Origin of the sequence: Staphylococcus sp. EG-SA-15, from assembly GCF_017151895.1 — a bacterium.
GTDB lineage: Bacteria > Bacillota > Bacilli > Staphylococcales > Staphylococcaceae > Staphylococcus > Staphylococcus aureus.
Window position 1 is genome coordinate 1 of sequence record NZ_JACVZN010000024.1, and the last position, 19,094, is coordinate 19,094.

The window sequence follows — 19,094 nt, forward strand, 5'->3', positions numbered from 1 at the left end:
CTTGTTGTAAAAGTAAGTTTTGCTCTTTTTCTTTCTTATACTCAGTCAACACTGTAATGATGTAGTCTGGATCTTTTAATGTTTGTTCAATTACATTGTCTGTTGCGTAGATACCGTGTTTGCGAATGGCTGGTAGGACGTCTGATGTTACCCATCGTTTGAATTTTCGAGCGGTTTCTCTGATTTTTTCGTTTTTACTTTGTTTAGAAGCGTCAAAGATTAAACTGTATAATCCTGATTCATTGATAATGATCATATTTCTGTTTTGACCTGATGCACTAAATTGGTGCGTCAGCTTGTCCTCGCTATCAACATGATTTCTGATGGCATTGTCTGCCCTTGCATATCCTAAAATTTCAGCAATATCTTTTCCTACAAAATAAGGTTCGTTTTCAATTTCCACTGTTCTTACTGGTAGCTCTTTAAAATTAAATGTTTGTAATGCTTGCATTGTTCGTTCCTCCTTTTAAAATGTTTGTTTGCGTTTCGTGTACTTTGTGGGTAAAAAAATATCTCCAATATTTTCGTCAAAAAAATCAGCGATAATAAACATCTCATCATTCTTAAATTGATGCTTTCCTAATTCCTTTAAACGATAACCTTCAGTTGATATATTCAAGAGGTTTGCTAAATCTTCTTGAGTACACTTTCTTTCTTTTCTCAACTTTATTAAATTCCATTGCATGTTGTCACCTCCCGCTTACAAAACTAACTATACACGATACGTGTACTTGAGTCAACATAAAAGTTTGCTTTTCGTGTATTTTTTTGTTGAATACCAAAAATAATTGGGTTATACTATAGGTAAATTTAAGGAGGTAAGAAAATGGATAAAAAAGAATTAGCGAAATTTATAGGCAATAAAATCAGATACTATAGAACCAAATTGAACTTAACTCAAGATCAACTTGGAGAAAAACTCAACACTAAAAAGGCTACTATTTCAAATTATGAGACAGGGTACAGAACTCCTAAACAAGATGATTTGTTTGAAATTGCTCATATTTTAAATATCAGTATCGATGATTTGTTTCCTACAAGAAATAATAAAAAAAACGACATCACTTCCATATACAGTAAACTCACGCCTCCAAGACAAAAAAACGTACTTAACTACGCAAATGAGCAATTAGATGAACAGAATAAAGTCACTTCTATAGATGAATATAAAGAGTCTAAACTAGTATCGTATATTGCATGTGGTGCAACTGGTGCTGGCATAGGAGAAGAATTATATGATGACATATTGCATGAAGAAGTATTTTTTAAAGAAGACGAAACGCCATCAAATGCTGATTTTTGTATTTTAGTTAATGGTGATTCAATGGAACCTATGTTAAAACAAGGAACATACGCTTTTATTAAGAAAGAAGATTCTATTAAAGATGGTACAATTGCACTCGTTGTATTAGATGGAGTAAGTCTTATCAAGCGTGTAGATATATGCGAAGACTATATTAATTTGGTATCTCTAAATCCGAAGTATGATGATATCAAAGTCGCTTCGTTTAGTAATATTAAAGTAATGGGCAAAGTTGTATTGTGATTAATAACGCCTATGTGGCGCGAGGAGGATGAGGGATGGAAGAGAACGCACCTTTAGAAACAGCAGTTAATAATTTTAAAAAGATTCAAAATAGCGAGATTTACAAATTTAAATATATGAATTCATGGTGTCTTGAATATTCAGAGTTTTTATTGGATGAAGTTAGATTGTTAAAAGAAAACAAAAGTTACACCAGATATAAAAAAGGCACTATAATTTATGTAAAGTTAGGTGTTAATGTTGGCAGAGAGTTTTCTGGAAACCATTTTTGTATGGTACTTAATAATCACGATTCAAATAAAAATCCAATATTAACGGTAGTTCCACTTACATCTTCCAGAAGTAAATTCAATGTGCATATCGAAGAAGATTTGTTACCTTTAGTATTGGAAAAAATGGACGTAACGGGTAAGGATTTAGCTAAAAAAATCATGAACAATCTTGAAAAGGTGTCAAAAGCAGAAAACCCATACGATCAAAAATTACTTGATGAAAACAAATCGCTGAATGACGACTTCAAAAAATATTCGAAGGTTCGCAAAAGATATGAGCGATTCAAGTATAAAAAGACCTATGCTAACGTTTTAAATATCACTACAATCAGCAAGGATAGAATATCGAAAATTAATAGGTATGACCCTGCCGGAGAAATATCATATTCAAAAGAAACAGTAGATAAAATTGAAAATAGTATAAAAATTAGATTTCTTAGTTAAATCGCTTGAACTACACTCTCTTTGATGGTATATTACATATATACAAAACAAGCCGCTGAAATATTTGCGGCAAGCTTCAAATTAGACAAGTCGCTGAAATATTTGCGACATGAGAGGGTGCATCTGCGCTCTCTCTTTTTTTATACAATTTTCACGGGTAGCCCGCCTACCCTTATTATTTTTTGCCAATTTTGAGGAGGGAGCACATGAAAGTAGCAATTTATACTAGAGTGAGTACACTTGAACAAAAAGAAAAAGGACACTCTATCGAAGAACAAGAAAGAAAATTAAGAGCTTACAGCGACATAAACGACTGGAAAATTCATAAAGTATATACTGACGCTGGATACTCCGGAGCTAAAAAAGACAGACCCGCTTTACAAGAAATGTTGAATGAAATAGATAATTTTGATTTGGTTTTAGTCTATAAACTAGATCGATTAACTCGAAGTGTTAAAGACTTACTAGAGATACTAGAATTGTTTGAGAATAAAAACGTGTTGTTTAGGAGCGCAACAGAAGTATATGACACAACTTCTGCTATGGGACGTTTGTTCGTAACATTAGTAGGTGCTATGGCAGAGTGGGAGCGTACTACAATTCAAGAGCGTACTGCAATGGGTCGACGCGCATCAGCTAGAAAAGGGTTAGCTAAAACTGTCCCTCCTTTCTATTACGACAGAGTAAACGATAAATTTGTGCCTAATGAATATAAAAAAGTATTACGATTTGCAGTAGAAGAAGCGAAAAAAGGTACTAGTTTAAGAGAAATAACTATAAAATTGAACAACTCTAAATACAAAGCACCCTTAGGTAAAAACTGGCACAGATCAGTTATAGGCAATGCTCTAACGAGTCCGGTAGCTAGAGGTCATCTTGTTTTCGGTGACATATTCGTCGAAAACACCCACGAAGCTATTATAAGTGAAGAAGAATACGAAGAAATAAAATTAAGGATAAGTGAAAAAACTAACTCTACAATCGTAAAACATAACGCTATTTTCAGAAGTAAACTATTATGTCCAAACTGTAACCAGAAATTGACTTTAAACACAGTCAAGCATACGCCTAAAAATAAAGAAGTTTGGTATTCTAAACTATACTTTTGTTCTAACTGCAAAAATACTAAAAATAAAAATGCATGTAACATCGACGAAGGCGAGGTTTTAAAACAATTTTACAATTATCTAAAACAATTTGATTTAACATCATATAAAATCGAAAACCAACCTAAAGAAATAGAAGATGTCGGCATCGATATTGAAAAGTTGCGAAAAGAACGCGCTAGATGTCAAACACTTTTTATAGAAGGTATGATGGATAAGGATGAAGCTTTTCCAATAATAAGTCGTATTGACAAAGAAATACATGAGTATGAAAAGCGCAAGGATAATGATAAGGGTAAGACTTTTAACTATGAGAAGATTAAAAATTTCAAGTATTCATTGCTAAACGGCTGGGAATTAATGGAAGATGAGTTAAAAACTGAATTCATAAAGATGGCAATCAAAAACATTCATTTTGAATATGTAAAAGGAATTAAAGGGAAGCGCCAGAACTCATTGAAGATTACGGGTATAGAGTTTTATTAATTGGAAGTTCGGAATAACTATGCTGTTACCTCGTTCGCCAATTATTTTTTGCACTATAAAAAGTCCCACTTAAAACAATCATTTTAAGCGGGACTTTTTATATTGAGTAACTAAAATTATTTAGCTGCTACTTCTTCGCCATTGTAAGAACCACAGTTTTTACATACACGGTGTGATAATTTGTATTCGCCACAGTTTGGGCATTCAGTCATACCTGGTACTGAAATTTTGAAATGCGTACGACGTTTGTTTTTTCTAGTTTTAGAAGTTCTTCTTTTTGGTACTGCCATGATATATCCTCCTTAGATTATAAACGAAAAATACTAAATGTTAGTTTAATTAACAACATTATATCATTAATTAAACTACTTATTGCTCTTTATCATATAATTGTTGTAATTTTTGAAGCCTTGGATCAACTTGTCGTGATTCTGAATCATCTTGTTCTTGCTGTTTAGCAAGCTCATCTAATTGATCCTCATCGATTACTTCCCAACCATTACCTACTGTCAACATTTGGTCACTTTGCTCTGAATAAGCTCTCATTGGTTTCTCAATAATAACTATATCCTCGACAATATCCTGAAGATTAACCATACCATCTTTAATAATGTGATAGTGTTCATCTACATCATCTTGATCATCGTTATACTGATTGTACCCTTCTAAATCAAATACTTCTGTAGTAGTTACATCTAGTGGGACTTTAACTGGTACAAGAGTACGTGCACAAGGCATTGTATACGTTCCAGTAATGTGAATATTCGCAACGACTTCTGTTGACTTAATGGTTAACTGACCTTGGATTGTAATTGGAGATAAATCAATTAAATCTAATGATTCTTTTAAATTGTCAAAACTCACCGTTTGATCAAATTCAAATGGCTTACCTTGATATTTCCTTAATTGCGTAATTGACCATTTCATATGGCTTCACCTCTAACAAGCACAAAATTTATTTTAACTTTCTAAGAACAAGTTGTCAAGATTTTTTCTTAACATATCATGTTCTGTTACAATATTAATAATGAATACCGAAAGGACGAATTGCAAATGAAAAGCGTTGGCTTAATCACAGAATATAATCCCTTTCATAATGGGCATCAATATCATATTAATCAATCTAAAAAACTTACAAATGCTGACGTTACTATTGCAATAATGAGTGGTAACTTTGTCATGCGTGGCGAACCAGCAATCTATAATAAGTTTACTCGTGCAAAAATGGCATTATCAACAGCTGATTTAGTTATCGAACTACCAGCAACTGCCAGTTTATCATCTGGCGATCATTTTGCCGAACTAGCAGTTAAAGTCGCAGATTATATGAGTGTCGATACAATTGCATTTGGTAGTGAAAATAATGATATCAAAACATTAAAGCAATTAGCACACAGCATTAATGAAATTGAACAATCTGAATCCTTTTCACAAAAAGTAAAAGAAGGTAAAAGCTACCCTCGTATCATTAGCGAATTATTAGAGCATCATGAAGCACTAGCAAGTCCTAACAACATACTTGGTATTAGTTATCTGAAAGCAATTGCTAAAAATGCTAAAAACATCAATGCAATTTCTATCAAACGAGAAAATGCTCAACATCATGATTCATTAATTCAACACCATCAGTTTGCAAGTGGTACATCTATTAGAACATCAATCATTAGTCAAGATGATCATTGGCATCATGTGGTACCTAAAGATATTCAACACTTGTACGTAACACCTCATATAACATTAAATCAAATATTTCCATATTTGAAATATCAAATCATAGCTATGACTACAGATTCATTAAAAAATATTTATACTGTTACTGAAGGTTTTGAAAATCGTTTGAAATCTAACATTTATGAAGCAACTGATTTTCATCATTTTGTAAAATTACTAAAAACAAAGCGTTATACATATACGCATATCCAAAGACTGTTAATGAATGTATTATTAAACATTAAACCTACAGATGTTACGAGAAACATTCACGCAGTTAAAGTATTAGCGATGAACGACCGTGGCAGACAATATTTAAAGCATTTAAAAACAGCGTTCCCAGAAAGACAATATATAACCAATATTAACAAAAGCAATGCACATTACTTCACAAATGAAATCAAAGCAACACACATATACAATGCAATAAGCGGGCAACAACAAACAGATTTCAACACGCCTGTCATACAGCAATATCGTTAACAAATGAAAACAGTATTTTAGGATTGTAAACCATGATAAACCTAAAATACTGTTATTTTTATTACTTAAATTTCTTCTTCAATGCCTTTTCAACATACGGTGGAACGAATTCAGAAATATCTGCTCGATAAGCTGCAACTTCTTTAACAATACTTGAACTTATAAATGAATAATTAGTACTAGACATCATATATAACGTTTCAATTTCATTGTTCAACTTTTTATTCATTGAAGTTAAGCGTAATTCATATTCAAAATCACTGACTGCTCTTAAACCACGTATGATTGTTTTAGCTCCTACTTGTTCACAATAATCGACTAGTAAACCACTAAATTGATGAACCTTGACATTAGGTAAATGTTTAACAGATTGTTCAATTAAATCCATACGCTCTTCTAAACTAAACGTACCTTCTTTTTTACTATTTTTAAGAACACAGACATGAATTTCATCAAATCTATCTGTACTTCTCTCAATAATGTCTAAATGACCATAAGTAATGGGGTCAAAACTACCCGGAATGACCGCTATTGTATGTTCCATGCTATTCTCCCTTTTCTAATAACAATGTGTCTGTCAACCCATAATGGTAACGTTTAATCATATTAAACGGTTGATAGTCTATTTCTTCATGATTGCTAAATTCACAAACGATGATACCATTTTCTTTCAATAAATTAAACTCTGAAATTAGTTTTAAAGCTTTATCAATGAGACCTTTATTATAAGGTGGATCTAAGAAAATGACATCAAATTGAATATCACGTTTTGACAATGCTTTTAAAGCTCTATCTGCATTATTTTTATAAACTTCAGATTGTGCCTCTAAATCCAAATTCGCAAGATTTGATTTAATAACTTTTACAGCTTTAAAATTTTGATCAACAAAGATTACCTTATCCATACCTCGAGAGAGTGCTTCTATTCCAAGCGCCCCGCTTCCTGCAAATAAATCTAAACCTATACCTGACACATCATATAAACTATTAAAGATACCTTCTTTAACTTTATCCATAGTTGGTCTCGTATTACGGCCTTCCATACTTTCTAAAGCTTTACTTTTATGTTTACCTGCAATGACGCGCATGTTGTTCACACTTCCAATTCATTTAGTTATTTAATATAATTTATTGAGAAAAAGGAGAATGATAAACCAATGAAACAAACATTTATTACACTTGGTGAAGGTCTAACAGATTTGTTCGAATTCATGACGATGATTGAATATAACCATCAACGTATTGATAAAATTATCTATTTTCATTCACCACAAGCTGAAAATAAAAAGTCATCTGTAGCAATCATTATGAACCCTACAACTGGCAATCATTTCCAAGCATTTTATATCATGATTAACGCTATTAAATATCCATATCCAGATTCAAATAAAAAGTTTCAAATGATTAATGATTGTGCTGAAAAATTCGACATACCAATTTTAGGTATCGATGTACAGCCCCCTCAAGCATTTCATGATTTATCGTTATATTATAATTATTTAATTAGTGTGTTAAGGCTCCAAAAATGGATACCAGAACTTCAATAATATTAATTATATATTTCGTGTTTCTCTTTTTCGTAAGTTTTCTTTAAGTATTTATATGGTGAGCCATCAATGTGTCTAACGTATTTAAGTTGCATTAGTTTATGTACAATTTGATCAACATCCTGCTCATTCACATACATAATTACAAATTTACGATCTCTATTTGAATGAACGATATGTCCATATTTTCGGATTTGTCGTTCATGTTTCATATGTTTTAAATAAACTACAATACTAGTTCTTGGGATTAAATTCATTTAAACCTCACTCCATTTATTTTCAGCATTAATCATATCATGTCTTTATTAATTTTAAAATATTAAGCTACCTTAATTATGTCTTATGTAATTGCTCGATAAATGTATTTAGATTATATTAAACATCATTATATTAATTCAATTCTCAAGAGCATCACTATATGATTAACCACACATTTCGCTGTAGTCAGAACTATGATTTTGTTAAGCTATAAAAGTAAACGAGGAGGAATTTTCTATGAAAAAAGTAAACAGAAACATTTTAAATGCGGTACTAGTCGGTGCTGGATTTTTAAGTAGTCTATTAATGATCAATAAAAATAAAGTGATTACTAAAAAGCAAACCATCCCTGCTTTTTTCAAAGGCAATGCACCATATATATTTGCGCATCGCGGTGGTATGGCTTTAAGACCAGAGCAAACGCAACTTGCATTTGACTATGCTAAACAATTAGGCGTTGATGGCTTTGAAACAGATGTGAGACTCACAAAAGATCAACAGCTTATCGTTTTTCATGACGCAACTGTTGATAGAACGACGAACGGCTCTGGAAAAGTTAGTGCCCATACATTAGCAGAATTAAAGAAATTAGACGCAGCTTATCACTTCAAAGATATCAATGGACTAACACCATATCGTGGTCATGCACACACAGCTATACTAACCTTCGATGAGTTGCTGAAGCAATATCCTGATATGTATATAAACGTAGACTTAAAAGATGCTCCTGAATCCTATGAAAGCTCAATCGCACCACAAATTATGTTTGATACAATTGCAGAAAATCAAGCATTTGACCGCGTTCTTGTGACAAGTTTTTATAAAGAACAAATCGTTCGTTTTAATAAAATTGCACAAGGATCCGTCGCAATTGGTGCTAGCCAACAGGAAGTTACAGAAGCATTTTTAAAATATCATTTATTAGGTGGTAGGTACTACCAACCATTAGCACAAACGTTCCAAATGCCTACTCATTTTAAAGGCATTGATTTGACTTCATCTCGTTTTATCAAATGGTTAAATGATATGAATATCATTCCAGGCTATTATGGCGTAAATAGTATAGATCTGATGAATGATTTATACCAAAAAGGTGCACACACGATTGTGACAGATCGACCAGATTTAGCACAACAATTCAAACAAACAATCCCGAATAAATAAAAACATCGAGTCAGATGCTAGTTAGTGGTTTCAATAACCACCTTTTTCTGACTCGATGTTTTTTATAATGAACAATTACAGGATCCGCCCGTCGCACAACCACTATGTGATGTTTGAAAGAATGGATTACCTGTTTCTATTTTGACATGTTCTGAAACAGCGTACGCAATTTTCGTAACAACTTCATCTATTAAATGTTGAAGTGCCATTTCCCTAGCTTTGTAATGCATCACAACGTCAAGCATCTCATATGCTCTTTTGCGTTGTCTTGTCTCTAACATAACTTTCTTATAATCAGGATGATATTTCCCGAATCGCATTACTTCATCATATTTCTCTTTTGATTTTAAAAATGATTGATAAAGTAAATGTGCTTCGTCATTGTTTTCGAGCGCCTGTTTAGCTTGCTCAAATGATGCATAAATATCTGATGCAACTATCATATCAGCTAGTTCATCAATATCATCTAATATCGCTAGTGAAGCTTCATTAATCATAAATACCCCTCATTGTTATTTTTCTAAGAAAATTAGTGAATAATAATCTCTCATTACATCTCCACCCATCTCATCGTATTTTGAATTTAATAGACGAGATCGATGTATATCTGAATTCATCCAACTATGGATTAATGTTGGTACATCATTAAACGCATAACCAACATTTTGAGCAGTTGTTTTATAAGTAACGTGATTTTTATCTAATTGCCCTCTTAATGCGTCCTCTGTAAATTCAACACTATCAGAACCATTAGAGGTCGCTTCATATAAGTTATTAGATGCAATATGTGCTAAATCGCTATTGATTTTCAATGGTTTTAATCCTTTTAATTTTCTCATTTCATTCGTTACTTCATAAAGAGAAATTAATTGATTTGGATTTTGCTCAACTGGACGCTTATTATGCTCTTCTGACGTAGAATTAGAATTTAATTGATAAGGTTCAATATCTGCTAACATTTCTTTTGTTAAAAATCGTACACTTAGCACCTTTTTCGATTGTTGATCAGAATACACTTGTGCATATATGTCGCCATATTTAATCAGTGTTTGTGTTTTTAAATCTTCATCTGAAAGTTCAAATTCATATTTTTTACCATCAACTTTAAAGGACGGTTCTGGATTAATACTTGTATGATTAAAAATTTCTGCAGAATGTTGTCCTATTTTTAACGGACTAACATTGACTTTCTCACCTGTAGCATACACTGAAACGATTTCTTCACGTTTAGTTGAAACAATGTAATAACTGTTTTTGTCTTTAAACACATAATTTTTGTAACCATCTCTAAAAGGGTAGACACGATCTGCTTGTCCAAATTTAGAAGTAAGCACTTTAATATCTTTACCTACCCATGTACCAACACCTTCTTTAGGCTTTGGATTTTCAGCATGGTTATTTGATTTATTCACCTGTTCAGATCTATTTACTTTATTACCTTTATTCGGGTTCTCTAATACATCAAATTTTAATCTCGGTGAATAAAAAAGATATATTAAAAATCCAACTAAAAATAATACACCGACGACTCTTATAATTAACTTTTTCATCAATCAACCACCTAAAAAGTATTAATACTATTGTAAAAAACAACACATTAATTAGCAAATTTTCAACACTGACATAACTGTGTCGTTTCGATAAAACAAAATCATCTTCAGGCATAATTTTAACGTCATAAAGATTTTCCCTACACTCTATATCATAACCTATCTTTATATTTTCAGGTTGAATTTCATTATTAAGATTAAAATATGTATAAAAAAATGGACAGTTAAGGTATCAAATGAATACCATCAACTGTCCGACTATTCTTCATCAAAAAACCTGATAAAACAAATTGCCTTATCAGATTAGTATCATTTGTATAAGCATATTAATGACCAAATGTTGCTTTAATCAGTGATGTCGTTTCTCCACCTGGATATAATACATATAATAATAAGTAAACTGCTACACCTGTAATTGCAGTACAGAACCATATAACTGAAGCGAATGGCCCGAATTTGCGGTGTACATTATATTTATCTTTAAATGCAGTAATAATTTGAACTAGGCCTAGAATACCACCAATTGTTGCTAAATTAATGTGGAAAAATAAGAAAATCGTATAATATTTCTTAATTGATGCTGGTCCGCCAAATGCTGTATTACCGATAAAAATCGTTCTACTTGCATAGATTAAGAAAAAAGTTAAAGCAAAAACAGCTGCAGCTAACATAACATTTTTGTGTTTATTTATTTCCCTTTTCCAAATAAGTCTCCAACCAATGGCAATTAAAATTGCACTAATGACAATACATGTCGTACTAATCGTTGGTAAAATTGGAACGCCCATATTTTTCATCCTAACTTAATTAATCTAGATCAAAGTAAGTAATGAAACAATCACAGCTAACACGAAAAAGATCACTAAATAATTTAGTGAATATATAAACATTTGTGTTGCCCATTTTGTTTGATCTGAATTTTTCTTAAATGTTGTTAAACCTAATGCAATCCATCCTAAATTTAATAATGTAGCTAACACTACGAATACGACACCTAAATTTATTAGTAATAAAGGTACTGGCAATAAAATAATCAACCAGATAAACATACTGACACGTGTACGTTTAAAGCCCTTAACTGATGGTAACATTGGAATATTTGCAAGTGCATATTCATCTTTACGTTTAATAGCTAAGGCATAAAAATGAATTGGTTGCCAACAAAATACAACTAAAAACAGCGCAATCGCTGTTAAACTAATTTGTCCTTCAATTGCAACCCATCCAATTAGTGGTGGTACTGCTCCAGGAAAACTCCCAATGACTGTGTTCCATGTTGTATGTCTTTTAGACCATATTGAGTAATAAGACACATAACCTACAATCCCCATAAGACCAAGTACGCCTGATGGTATATTCAATAAAAACAAACAAATTTCTCCAACTAACATCATACCAAAACTTAATAGTAATAAATTTTGATCTGTAATTCTATTATTTACAGTTGGTCTATTTTGTTTACTAGGCATAATACGATCAATATCTTGGTCGTAATAATTATTTAACGCACATGCGCCACCCATAATTAAAGTAGATCCAAATAGCATTAATAAAATTTGAGGTATTGATGATAAGAAGGAATGATTTGTCATTACAACTGCTAGCCATGCGCCCGCAAAAGCCGGAATTAAGTTGCCTTGAACAAGTCCCATTTTAATTATCTGTTGCAATTCTTTGAAGTTAACTCTGCTAATATTTTGTGACAAAGTATGCTCTTTGCTCATAATCCCCCTCCTTAAATTTGTTCATATAAGATTATGATATCTTAGATTGCATAAAAAGACTAGGTTTAATAAAATTAAATTGTGACAAATTAACGACAAGAGAAAATGTCAATTTTGTGACACAAATAACATTTAATTTATTGCTATAATGTATATGTTAGAAAATTTTAATAAGTAGAATCATGCATCTAAAAGAGATTAATATTTAAGCTTCAAATTTGAGTAAACGTGGATTACATAATTATCCCAATAAAAAAATCATTACGATTAAGTTCTTTTTATGTCGTCCACATACAATACTTGTAAAATTAAATCATATTTCCTGCGTTGGATCCCATCTTTTCATATCCTACAATCAGGTCAATTTATAGTATCATCTCAAATCCGGCTATTAATTCTAATTCTCAGTGATGCGTTTTTTTATGATGGGGTGTATAAATTGTTTGGCAAAAAGAATTTAAAATGGTTAGGTGTCGTAGCAACGTTAATGATGACATTTGTACAACTTGGTGGAGCCTTAGTTACCAAAACCGGATCAGCTGATGGTTGTGGTTCTTCTTGGCCACTATGTCATGGTGCGTTGATTCCAGAATTCTTTCCTATTGATACGATTATTGAGTTAAGTCATAGAGCCGTTTCAGCTTTGTCTTTATTAATGGTCTTATGGTTAGTTATCACTGCATGGAAACATATAGGCTATATTAAAGAAATTAAACCTTTATCAATCATTAGTGTTGGATTCTTATTATTGCAAGCATTAATCGGAGCTGCTGCTGTTATTTGGCAACAAAACGATTACGTTTTAGCATTGCACTTTGGTATATCATTAATCAGTTTCTCATCTGTATTTTTAATAACATTGATTATTTTCTCTATAGATCAAAAATATGAAGCTGACGAATTATATATCAAAAAGCCATTAAGACGTTTAACATGGTTAATGGCAATCATCATTTATTGTGGTGTTTATACTGGTGCACTAGTGAGACATGCGGATGCAAGTTTAGCATATGGTGGTTGGCCATTGCCATTCCACGATCTTGTACCACATTCAGAACAAGATTGGGTTCAACTCACGCATCGTATCATGGCTTTTATAGTGTTTACGATTATTATGATTACTTATATTCACGCTGTTAAAAATTATCCAAATAACCGTACTGTTCATTATGGTTATACAGCTGCATTTATACTTGTTATATTACAAGTTATCACAGGTGCATTATCTATTATGACAAATGTTAACCTGATAATCGCACTTTTCCATGCATTATTTATCACTTATTTATTTGGTATGACAACATACTTTATCATGCTAATGTTACGATCAGTAAGAAGTGACAAGCAATAACAAAAAAGCAAACCGTAATTTTAATGGCACGCCCATTAAAATTACGGTTTTTTATATCAATATTTAAAATTAAACCTAAGCCATGTAAAAACGAGATTACACGTCAATTGTTGTGTAATCTCGTTTTATTTTAATCATTTTAGTCAGTTGCTTTTTCAATTTCGATTAATAAATCGCCTGTCGCTATTGTGTCACCATTATTTACAGTTACTTGTTTAATCACACCGTCAAATGGTGCTTGAATTGTTGTTTCCATTTTCATAGCTTCAGTAATTAGCAACGGCTGGTTAGCTTTCACAGATTCACCTACACTAACCTTGACTTCAGTTACTGAACCTGGCATTTGCGCACCGATATGACTTGGATTACTCTTATCTGCTTTTGGCTTAACGTTCGCATTTGTATGCACATTCTCATCTTTAATGTAAATACGTCTCGCTTGACCATTCATCGCATAGTAAATCGTTCTATTACCATTTTCATCTGGTTCACTAATCGTTTCTAGTTTAATAATTAATCGTTTACCCTTATCGATTTCGATTTCTACTGTTTCACCATTACGCATTCCAAAGAAGAATGTAGGCGTATCAAGTAACGATAAGTTTCCGTATTGATTTCTAGTTTGAATATATTGTTCATATACCTTTGGATATAATACATAACTAATAATATCTTGCTCCGTAACAGGACCTTGTTGCTCTTCTTCAAGCAACTCACGGACTTTTTCAAAATCAACTGGCTCTAGATATTCACCTGGACGAGCTGTTAGTGCTTCTTGGCCTTTTAAAATAACCGCTTGTAAATCTTTATTAAAACCATTTACAGGTTGTCCTATTTCGCCTTTGAAGAACGACACTACTGATTCTGGGAAATCTAATTTATAGCCATCTGTAATCACGGATTGTTCATCAAGATCATTTTGTACCATATAAAGTGCCATATCACCAACTACTTTAGACGATGGAGTTACTTTTACGATATCACCAAATAAGAAATTCACTCTGCGATACATATCTTTGACTTCATCAAATCTTTCGCCTAAACCTAAACTTTTAGCTTGTTGACTTAAATTCGAATACTGTCCACCAGGCATTTCATGTTGATAAATTTCAGTATTCGGTGATTTGATATCACTTTCAAAGTCTGAATAATAAGTACGTACAGTTGACCAATAATGACTAAGTGACTCCATACCTTCAATATCAGTTCTAAGGTGGCGTGGGAAGCCATTTAATGCATAATATAACGAATTGGCGCTTGGCTGACTTGTTAAACCACTCATTGAAGCAACAGCAGTATCAATGATATCGACACCAGCATCTATTGCTTGTTTGTATGTTAATAAACCATTACCACTTGTATCATGAGTGTGAAGATGAATTGGTAAATCTACAGCTGATTTTAACTCACCAATCAATTCGTAAGCGGCTTTAGGTTTTAATAAGCCTGCCATATCTTTAATCGCTAAAATATGGAAACCTTCACGTTCTAACTCTTTAGCTAGTTTGACATAATACTCTAAAGTATAAATGTTTGATCGCTCAGGATTTAAAATGTCACCTGTATAACAAATAGTACCTTCAGAGATTTTGCCCGCTTCTTGTACTGCTTCATTGGCAACTTTCATTTGATCTACCCAGTTTAAAGAATCGAAAATTCTAAAGACATCTATGCCTGCTTTAGCACTTTCTTGTACGAATTTATGAATAACATTATCAGGATAGTTTTTATAACCAACTGCGTTTGAAGCACGTAACAACATTTGGAATAATACATTTGGAATAGCTTTACGTAGACGTTCAAGTCGTTCCCATGGGTTTTCCTTCAAGAAATTATATGCCACATCAAATGTAGCACCGCCCCACATTTCAAGTGAGAAACCATCTTTAAATACGTCCGCTGTTTTGGATGCGATATTAATCATATCCTTAGTTCTAACTCGTGTAGCTAATAATGATTGGTGTGCATCTCTAAAGGTTGTATCTGTTAGTAAGACATCATCCTGCTTTTTAACCCATTCAGCTACACCTTTTGGACCTACTTCATCAAGCAATTGTTTCGTACCACTAAATGAAGCGATTTTACTTGAAGATACAGTTGGAATTGATGCTAATTCATAGTCTGGTTTCGGACGTTTCTCAACATTTGGGAAACCATTAATTGTTACATTACCTATATATTCTAATGTTTTAGTACCTCTATCTAGAGACGGCTGAATGTCGAAAAGTTCTGGTGTTTCTTCAATAAATTTAGTTGTGTAATCACCACTTGTGAACTTTTTATTCTTCATTACATTAATTAAGAATGGAATATTAGTTTTAACACCACGAATACGCATTTCTCGTAATGAACGTACCATTTTTTCTTCTGCTTGTTTAAATGATATCGCGTGTGTAGATAATTTTACGAGTAATGAATCATAATAAGGTGATATCTCAGCACCTTGGAAACCATCTCCAGCATCGAGACGTACACCAAAGCCACCGCTTGAACGATAAGCAATGATTGTTCCAGTATCCGGCATGAAATCATTTAACGGATCTTCTGTTGTAATACGACATTGGATGGCATAGCCCAATGTTGTAATATCTTTTTGTTGCGGCATATTAATTTCTTCACCAAATAAATCGGCACCTGCTGCAACTAAAATTTGTGTCTTAACAATATCAATTCCTGTTACCATCTCTGTAATTGTATGCTCAACTTGTACACGAGGGTTAACTTCTATAAAGAAGAATTCGTCACCAGATACTAGAAATTCAACAGTACCTGCATTGACATATTTAATATTTTCCATCAATTGAATTGCAGCATCACAAATACGTTGACGTAATGTTGGTGATAATCCAACTGATGGTGCAACTTCTACAACTTTTTGATGACGACGTTGTACTGAACAATCACGTTCAAATAAGTGTACGATATTTCCATGTTCGTCACCTATAACTTGTACTTCAATATGCTTTGGATTATCAATGTATCTTTCTATGTAAACTTCACTATTACCAAATGATTTTTCAGCTTCTGATTTTGCTCTATGGAAAGCATCTTCTAATTCACTTTCTTCACGAACGATTCTCATACCTTTACCGCCGCCACCACTTGTGGCTTTAATCATTAGCGGGAAACCAGCTTCTTCTGCAAATTCTTTTGCTAATTCATATGATTTAATTGGACCGTCTGTACCAGGAATAACTGGTAAATCTGCCTTGATAGCCGTTGTACGAGCTTTAACTTTATCTCCAAACATATCTAAATGTTCTAAATGAGGACCAATAAATTTAATTCCTTCTTCTGCACAACGACGCGCAAATTGTTCATTTTCACTTAAAAATCCATAGCCAGGATGAATCGCATCCACATTCGCTTGTTTTGCTACATCAATGATACGCTCAATATTTAAATAACTTTCAGCAGGACCTAAATCACTTCCAACTAAATAGGATTCATCTGCTTTATATCTATGTAATGAACTTTTGTCTTCATTCGAATAAATTGCAACTGTGCTGATGTCTAATTCTGCCGCCGCTCTGAATATACGAATTGCAATTTCTCCACGGTTAGCAACAAGTAACTTTTTTATTTGTTTCAATAGCGATACACTCCTCAAACTATTAGAATTTTCTAACTAATTAGATAATAAAATTTTATCTTAAAGCGCTCTGTTTTGCTATAGTTATGTTTCAAATTTTCAAAATTTAACATTCTTGAGACAATTAAAACCTCCGCTTCAGAAATAATAATTTCAAAAATGACTATGCAACAACAGGTAGTTCACGTTTTTGTTGTGAAACATTTTCGATTTCTACAACTCTAAAAAATTAAAAATAAAATTGCAAAACATCAACATTTATTATCAATAGCGATAACTTTATCTTATCATCATGATTCTAATTTCGCCACCACATTTAGTAATTTTTAGTCATAAAATTTAGTTATAATTATACGTTGTTTTGTTTATAAAATTTGATAATCATGAGTAATCTCGTAATATCAAAACAAAAAGGAAGTTAAGCGTTGTTTGGTTGCCTAACTTCCGTTATTGAACTCATCAGTCCAATTTGACAAAGAGTATATAAATAGCCAATGTTTAGCATTGCTTAATGACAGAAGTCATCTCGTACTAAATATTGGCTAGTATTTTTTTAATTAAATTGTCTTCTTATATCAACTTTTTGTTGTTGTTTCTTTCGTTGCTGGTCTACTTTGATTTGTTTACCTACAATCAGAAGTAATCCCATAGCAATACTTAAACTAATCATTGATGATCCACCAAAGCTGATAAATGGCAATGGCACACCAGTTAATGGAATTGTTGCCGAAATACCGCCAATGTTTACAAACGTTTGACTTCCAAAGTATGTGGCAATCCCAACACACACAAGTTTATAAAAATATGATGATGTTTTATTTGCAAACTGGAAGGCACGATATACAATAAAGAACTCTAAAGTAATAACTAGCAATCCTCCGATTAAACCTAATTCTTCGCAAATAATTGCAAAAATAAAATCTGTATGTGGTTCTGGTAAATAGCCCAATTTCATTGCACTATTTCCTAATCCTTTTCCAAATACGCCACCGTTACCTATCGCAAGCAATGAATTGGAAATATGGTATCCAGTTCCTGATTCGAATTGGAATGGATCTGTTAGCGTACTAAATCTGGCAGTTAAATAACTTGGTAACCAACCAGCCATTAATGCAATGACAAATACTACTAAGAATCCTAGCACTGCTGGTATACCAAATCTTAGGACTTTGTTTACCCCAATTCCTGAATAAAAAATGATCGCAACTAAAATAATTAATATTAGTAATGTTTGCCCTACGTCTTTTTGTAGGAAAACTAAAAACGTACAACCTAATGCTAATACAATAGGACTTAAAATTAATTTTGGTTTACTTAATACTCTAGGCATTTTTTTACTGATCATAAATGGGATATATAATATGATTGCAATTTTTAATAACTCAGATGCCTGTAAGTTCATAAATCCTAAGTTTATCCAACTTTTAGAACCATTAATATCTTTACCTATTACTAACGTCAGTAATAATAGTGAGACGATAGTTATAATCATACCTTTTTGCACTTTAATATTACTCAGTAATTTAACATTCATTAAAAATGCAATAAAAAATACAATTATAAAACTCATTATGACATATGCTAATTGTCGGTTGTAAAAATACGTTCCTGGAACATCGATACCACCAGTCAATGTGCCTTTAGTTGCTGGAACCATACTTGCACTATATACCATCACTAATCCAATTAAACTCAATACAATATATGTAACTAATAACGGATAATCAATAAACTTTGAGGTTTTACCAATATACCGTAAAATACTTCTAAAATTCTTCATATATTCAGTCATCCAATTCTACAATTTATACTTCAAATGATTTCGTTTTATACTTTAATTTTAAAAATCCATGTTACTTAT

The 19,094-nt window shown here is 32.3% G+C and carries 20 protein-coding genes; 7 read left to right on the top strand and 13 right to left on the bottom strand.

All coding sequences use genetic code 11. From position 1 onward, the window contains the following. Both IDG64_RS10160 and IDG64_RS10165 read right to left on the bottom strand, forming a co-directional pair. The coding region (locus IDG64_RS10160) for a BRO-N domain-containing protein (RefSeq protein ID WP_031774109.1) at positions 1-451 on the bottom strand (451 nt) is incomplete at its 3' end. A gap of 15 nt (positions 452-466) precedes the next feature. Further along, a complete protein-coding gene (locus tag IDG64_RS10165; RefSeq protein WP_001198672.1) occupies positions 467-685 on the bottom strand; it encodes a helix-turn-helix transcriptional regulator in 219 nt (72 codons plus the stop codon). A gap of 141 nt (positions 686-826) precedes the next feature. Here IDG64_RS10165 and IDG64_RS10170 point away from each other — a divergent pair, with 141 nt between their 5' ends. The 3 genes from IDG64_RS10170 to IDG64_RS10180 all read left to right on the top strand — a co-directional run bounded on the left by IDG64_RS10170 (position 827) and on the right by IDG64_RS10180 (position 3,854). After that, positions 827-1,546: an XRE family transcriptional regulator gene (locus IDG64_RS10170; RefSeq protein WP_000358224.1), complete on the top strand. Its 720-nt coding sequence runs from the start codon at positions 827-829 to the stop codon at positions 1,544-1,546. Positions 1,547-1,581: 35 nt separating this feature from the next. After that, positions 1,582-2,262, top strand: coding sequence for a type II toxin-antitoxin system PemK/MazF family toxin (locus IDG64_RS10175; protein WP_000392109.1), 681 nt, complete (start codon positions 1,582-1,584; stop codon positions 2,260-2,262). Positions 2,263-2,468: 206 nt separating this feature from the next. Beyond that, on the top strand, positions 2,469-3,854 hold the full coding sequence (locus IDG64_RS10180; RefSeq protein ID WP_000861313.1) for a recombinase family protein: 1,386 nt from the start codon (positions 2,469-2,471) through the stop codon (positions 3,852-3,854). A 116-nt stretch (positions 3,855-3,970) separates the two neighbouring features. On the opposite strand, the gene rpmF is transcribed toward IDG64_RS10180, so the two are convergent. Further along, entirely contained in the window at positions 3,971-4,144 is a 174-nt protein-coding gene (gene rpmF, locus IDG64_RS10185) for a 50S ribosomal protein L32 (RefSeq protein ID WP_000290472.1), read from the bottom strand. Between the two features lie 79 nt (positions 4,145-4,223). Further along, positions 4,224-4,781 carry a YceD family protein gene (locus tag IDG64_RS10190; RefSeq protein ID WP_000872161.1) on the bottom strand — a complete coding sequence of 186 codons (558 nt, stop codon included), beginning with the start codon at positions 4,779-4,781 and terminating at the stop codon, positions 4,224-4,226. 126 nt (positions 4,782-4,907) lie between these two features. Here IDG64_RS10190 and IDG64_RS10195 point away from each other — a divergent pair, with 126 nt between their 5' ends. Then, positions 4,908-6,047, top strand: coding sequence for a nucleotidyltransferase (locus IDG64_RS10195; RefSeq protein ID WP_000843610.1), 1,140 nt, complete (start codon positions 4,908-4,910; stop codon positions 6,045-6,047). A gap of 61 nt (positions 6,048-6,108) precedes the next feature. Here IDG64_RS10195 and coaD read toward each other — a convergent pair whose 3' ends face one another. Next, entirely contained in the window at positions 6,109-6,591 is a 483-nt protein-coding gene (gene coaD / locus IDG64_RS10200) for a pantetheine-phosphate adenylyltransferase (protein ID WP_000401377.1), read from the bottom strand. A 1-nt stretch (position 6,592) separates the two neighbouring features. After that, positions 6,593-7,135: a 16S rRNA (guanine(966)-N(2))-methyltransferase RsmD gene (rsmD, locus tag IDG64_RS10205; protein ID WP_001263796.1), complete on the bottom strand. Its 543-nt coding sequence runs from the start codon at positions 7,133-7,135 to the stop codon at positions 6,593-6,595. Between the two features lie 69 nt (positions 7,136-7,204). Here rsmD and IDG64_RS10210 point away from each other — a divergent pair, with 69 nt between their 5' ends. Then, on the top strand, positions 7,205-7,594 hold the full coding sequence (locus IDG64_RS10210; protein WP_000814565.1) for a DUF7147 family protein: 390 nt from the start codon (positions 7,205-7,207) through the stop codon (positions 7,592-7,594). Between the two features lie 2 nt (positions 7,595-7,596). Here IDG64_RS10210 and IDG64_RS10215 read toward each other — a convergent pair whose 3' ends face one another. Next, on the bottom strand, positions 7,597-7,851 hold the full coding sequence (locus tag IDG64_RS10215; RefSeq protein WP_001049150.1) for a YlbG family protein: 255 nt from the start codon (positions 7,849-7,851) through the stop codon (positions 7,597-7,599). 238 nt (positions 7,852-8,089) lie between these two features. Between IDG64_RS10215 and IDG64_RS10220 the strand changes: the two genes are divergently transcribed. Next, positions 8,090-9,016: a glycerophosphodiester phosphodiesterase family protein gene (locus IDG64_RS10220; protein WP_000757572.1), complete on the top strand. Its 927-nt coding sequence runs from the start codon at positions 8,090-8,092 to the stop codon at positions 9,014-9,016. 62 nt (positions 9,017-9,078) lie between these two features. On the opposite strand, the gene IDG64_RS10225 is transcribed toward IDG64_RS10220, so the two are convergent. From IDG64_RS10225 to cyoE, 4 genes are all read right to left on the bottom strand, one after another. After that, positions 9,079-9,513, bottom strand: a complete 435-nt coding sequence (locus IDG64_RS10225) for a YlbF/YmcA family competence regulator (protein WP_000606480.1) — start codon at positions 9,511-9,513, stop codon at positions 9,079-9,081. Positions 9,514-9,528: 15 nt separating this feature from the next. Further along, complete coding sequence (locus IDG64_RS10230; protein ID WP_000733409.1) at positions 9,529-10,566, bottom strand: CAP-associated domain-containing protein; 1,038 nt, start codon at positions 10,564-10,566, stop codon at positions 9,529-9,531. Positions 10,567-10,892: 326 nt separating this feature from the next. Then, positions 10,893-11,354, bottom strand: coding sequence for a DUF420 domain-containing protein (locus IDG64_RS10235; RefSeq protein WP_000538766.1), 462 nt, complete (start codon positions 11,352-11,354; stop codon positions 10,893-10,895). A gap of 24 nt (positions 11,355-11,378) precedes the next feature. Further along, entirely contained in the window at positions 11,379-12,290 is a 912-nt protein-coding gene (cyoE, locus tag IDG64_RS10240) for a heme o synthase (RefSeq protein WP_000031401.1), read from the bottom strand. A gap of 439 nt (positions 12,291-12,729) precedes the next feature. On the opposite strand from cyoE, the gene IDG64_RS10245 reads away from it, so the two are divergent. After that, on the top strand, positions 12,730-13,641 hold the full coding sequence (locus IDG64_RS10245; protein WP_000467123.1) for a COX15/CtaA family protein: 912 nt from the start codon (positions 12,730-12,732) through the stop codon (positions 13,639-13,641). A 139-nt stretch (positions 13,642-13,780) separates the two neighbouring features. On the opposite strand, the gene IDG64_RS10250 is transcribed toward IDG64_RS10245, so the two are convergent. After that, a complete protein-coding gene (locus IDG64_RS10250) occupies positions 13,781-17,233 on the bottom strand; it encodes a pyruvate carboxylase (RefSeq protein ID WP_000809512.1) in 3,453 nt (1,150 codons plus the stop codon). A 553-nt stretch (positions 17,234-17,786) separates the two neighbouring features. Continuing rightward, positions 17,787-19,013, bottom strand: a complete 1,227-nt coding sequence (gene ftsW / locus IDG64_RS10255) for a cell division peptidoglycan polymerase FtsW (protein ID WP_000787940.1) — start codon at positions 19,011-19,013, stop codon at positions 17,787-17,789. Between the last annotated feature and the right edge of the window lie 81 nt (positions 19,014-19,094).

Coding starts and splice junctions, on each gene's coding strand:
- coaD (WP_000401377.1), bottom strand. CDS start 6,591: ATGGAACATACAATAGCGGTCATTCCGGGTAGTTTTGACCCCATTACT.
- IDG64_RS10230 (WP_000733409.1), bottom strand. CDS start 10,566: ATGAAAAAGTTAATTATAAGAGTCGTCGGTGTATTATTTTTAGTTGGA.
- IDG64_RS10180 (WP_000861313.1), top strand. CDS start 2,469: ATGAAAGTAGCAATTTATACTAGAGTGAGTACACTTGAACAAAAAGAA.
- rpmF (WP_000290472.1), bottom strand. CDS start 4,144: ATGGCAGTACCAAAAAGAAGAACTTCTAAAACTAGAAAAAACAAACGT.
- IDG64_RS10235 (WP_000538766.1), bottom strand. CDS start 11,354: ATGGGCGTTCCAATTTTACCAACGATTAGTACGACATGTATTGTCATT.
- IDG64_RS10220 (WP_000757572.1), top strand. CDS start 8,090: ATGAAAAAAGTAAACAGAAACATTTTAAATGCGGTACTAGTCGGTGCT.
- IDG64_RS10165 (WP_001198672.1), bottom strand. CDS start 685: ATGCAATGGAATTTAATAAAGTTGAGAAAAGAAAGAAAGTGTACTCAA.
- ftsW (WP_000787940.1), bottom strand. CDS start 19,013: ATGAAGAATTTTAGAAGTATTTTACGGTATATTGGTAAAACCTCAAAG.
- IDG64_RS10210 (WP_000814565.1), top strand. CDS start 7,205: ATGAAACAAACATTTATTACACTTGGTGAAGGTCTAACAGATTTGTTC.
- IDG64_RS10215 (WP_001049150.1), bottom strand. CDS start 7,851: ATGAATTTAATCCCAAGAACTAGTATTGTAGTTTATTTAAAACATATG.
- IDG64_RS10225 (WP_000606480.1), bottom strand. CDS start 9,513: ATGATTAATGAAGCTTCACTAGCGATATTAGATGATATTGATGAACTA.
- IDG64_RS10170 (WP_000358224.1), top strand. CDS start 827: ATGGATAAAAAAGAATTAGCGAAATTTATAGGCAATAAAATCAGATAC.
- rsmD (WP_001263796.1), bottom strand. CDS start 7,135: ATGCGCGTCATTGCAGGTAAACATAAAAGTAAAGCTTTAGAAAGTATG.
- IDG64_RS10190 (WP_000872161.1), bottom strand. CDS start 4,781: ATGAAATGGTCAATTACGCAATTAAGGAAATATCAAGGTAAGCCATTT.
- cyoE (WP_000031401.1), bottom strand. CDS start 12,290: ATGAGCAAAGAGCATACTTTGTCACAAAATATTAGCAGAGTTAACTTC.
- IDG64_RS10195 (WP_000843610.1), top strand. CDS start 4,908: ATGAAAAGCGTTGGCTTAATCACAGAATATAATCCCTTTCATAATGGG.
- IDG64_RS10175 (WP_000392109.1), top strand. CDS start 1,582: ATGGAAGAGAACGCACCTTTAGAAACAGCAGTTAATAATTTTAAAAAG.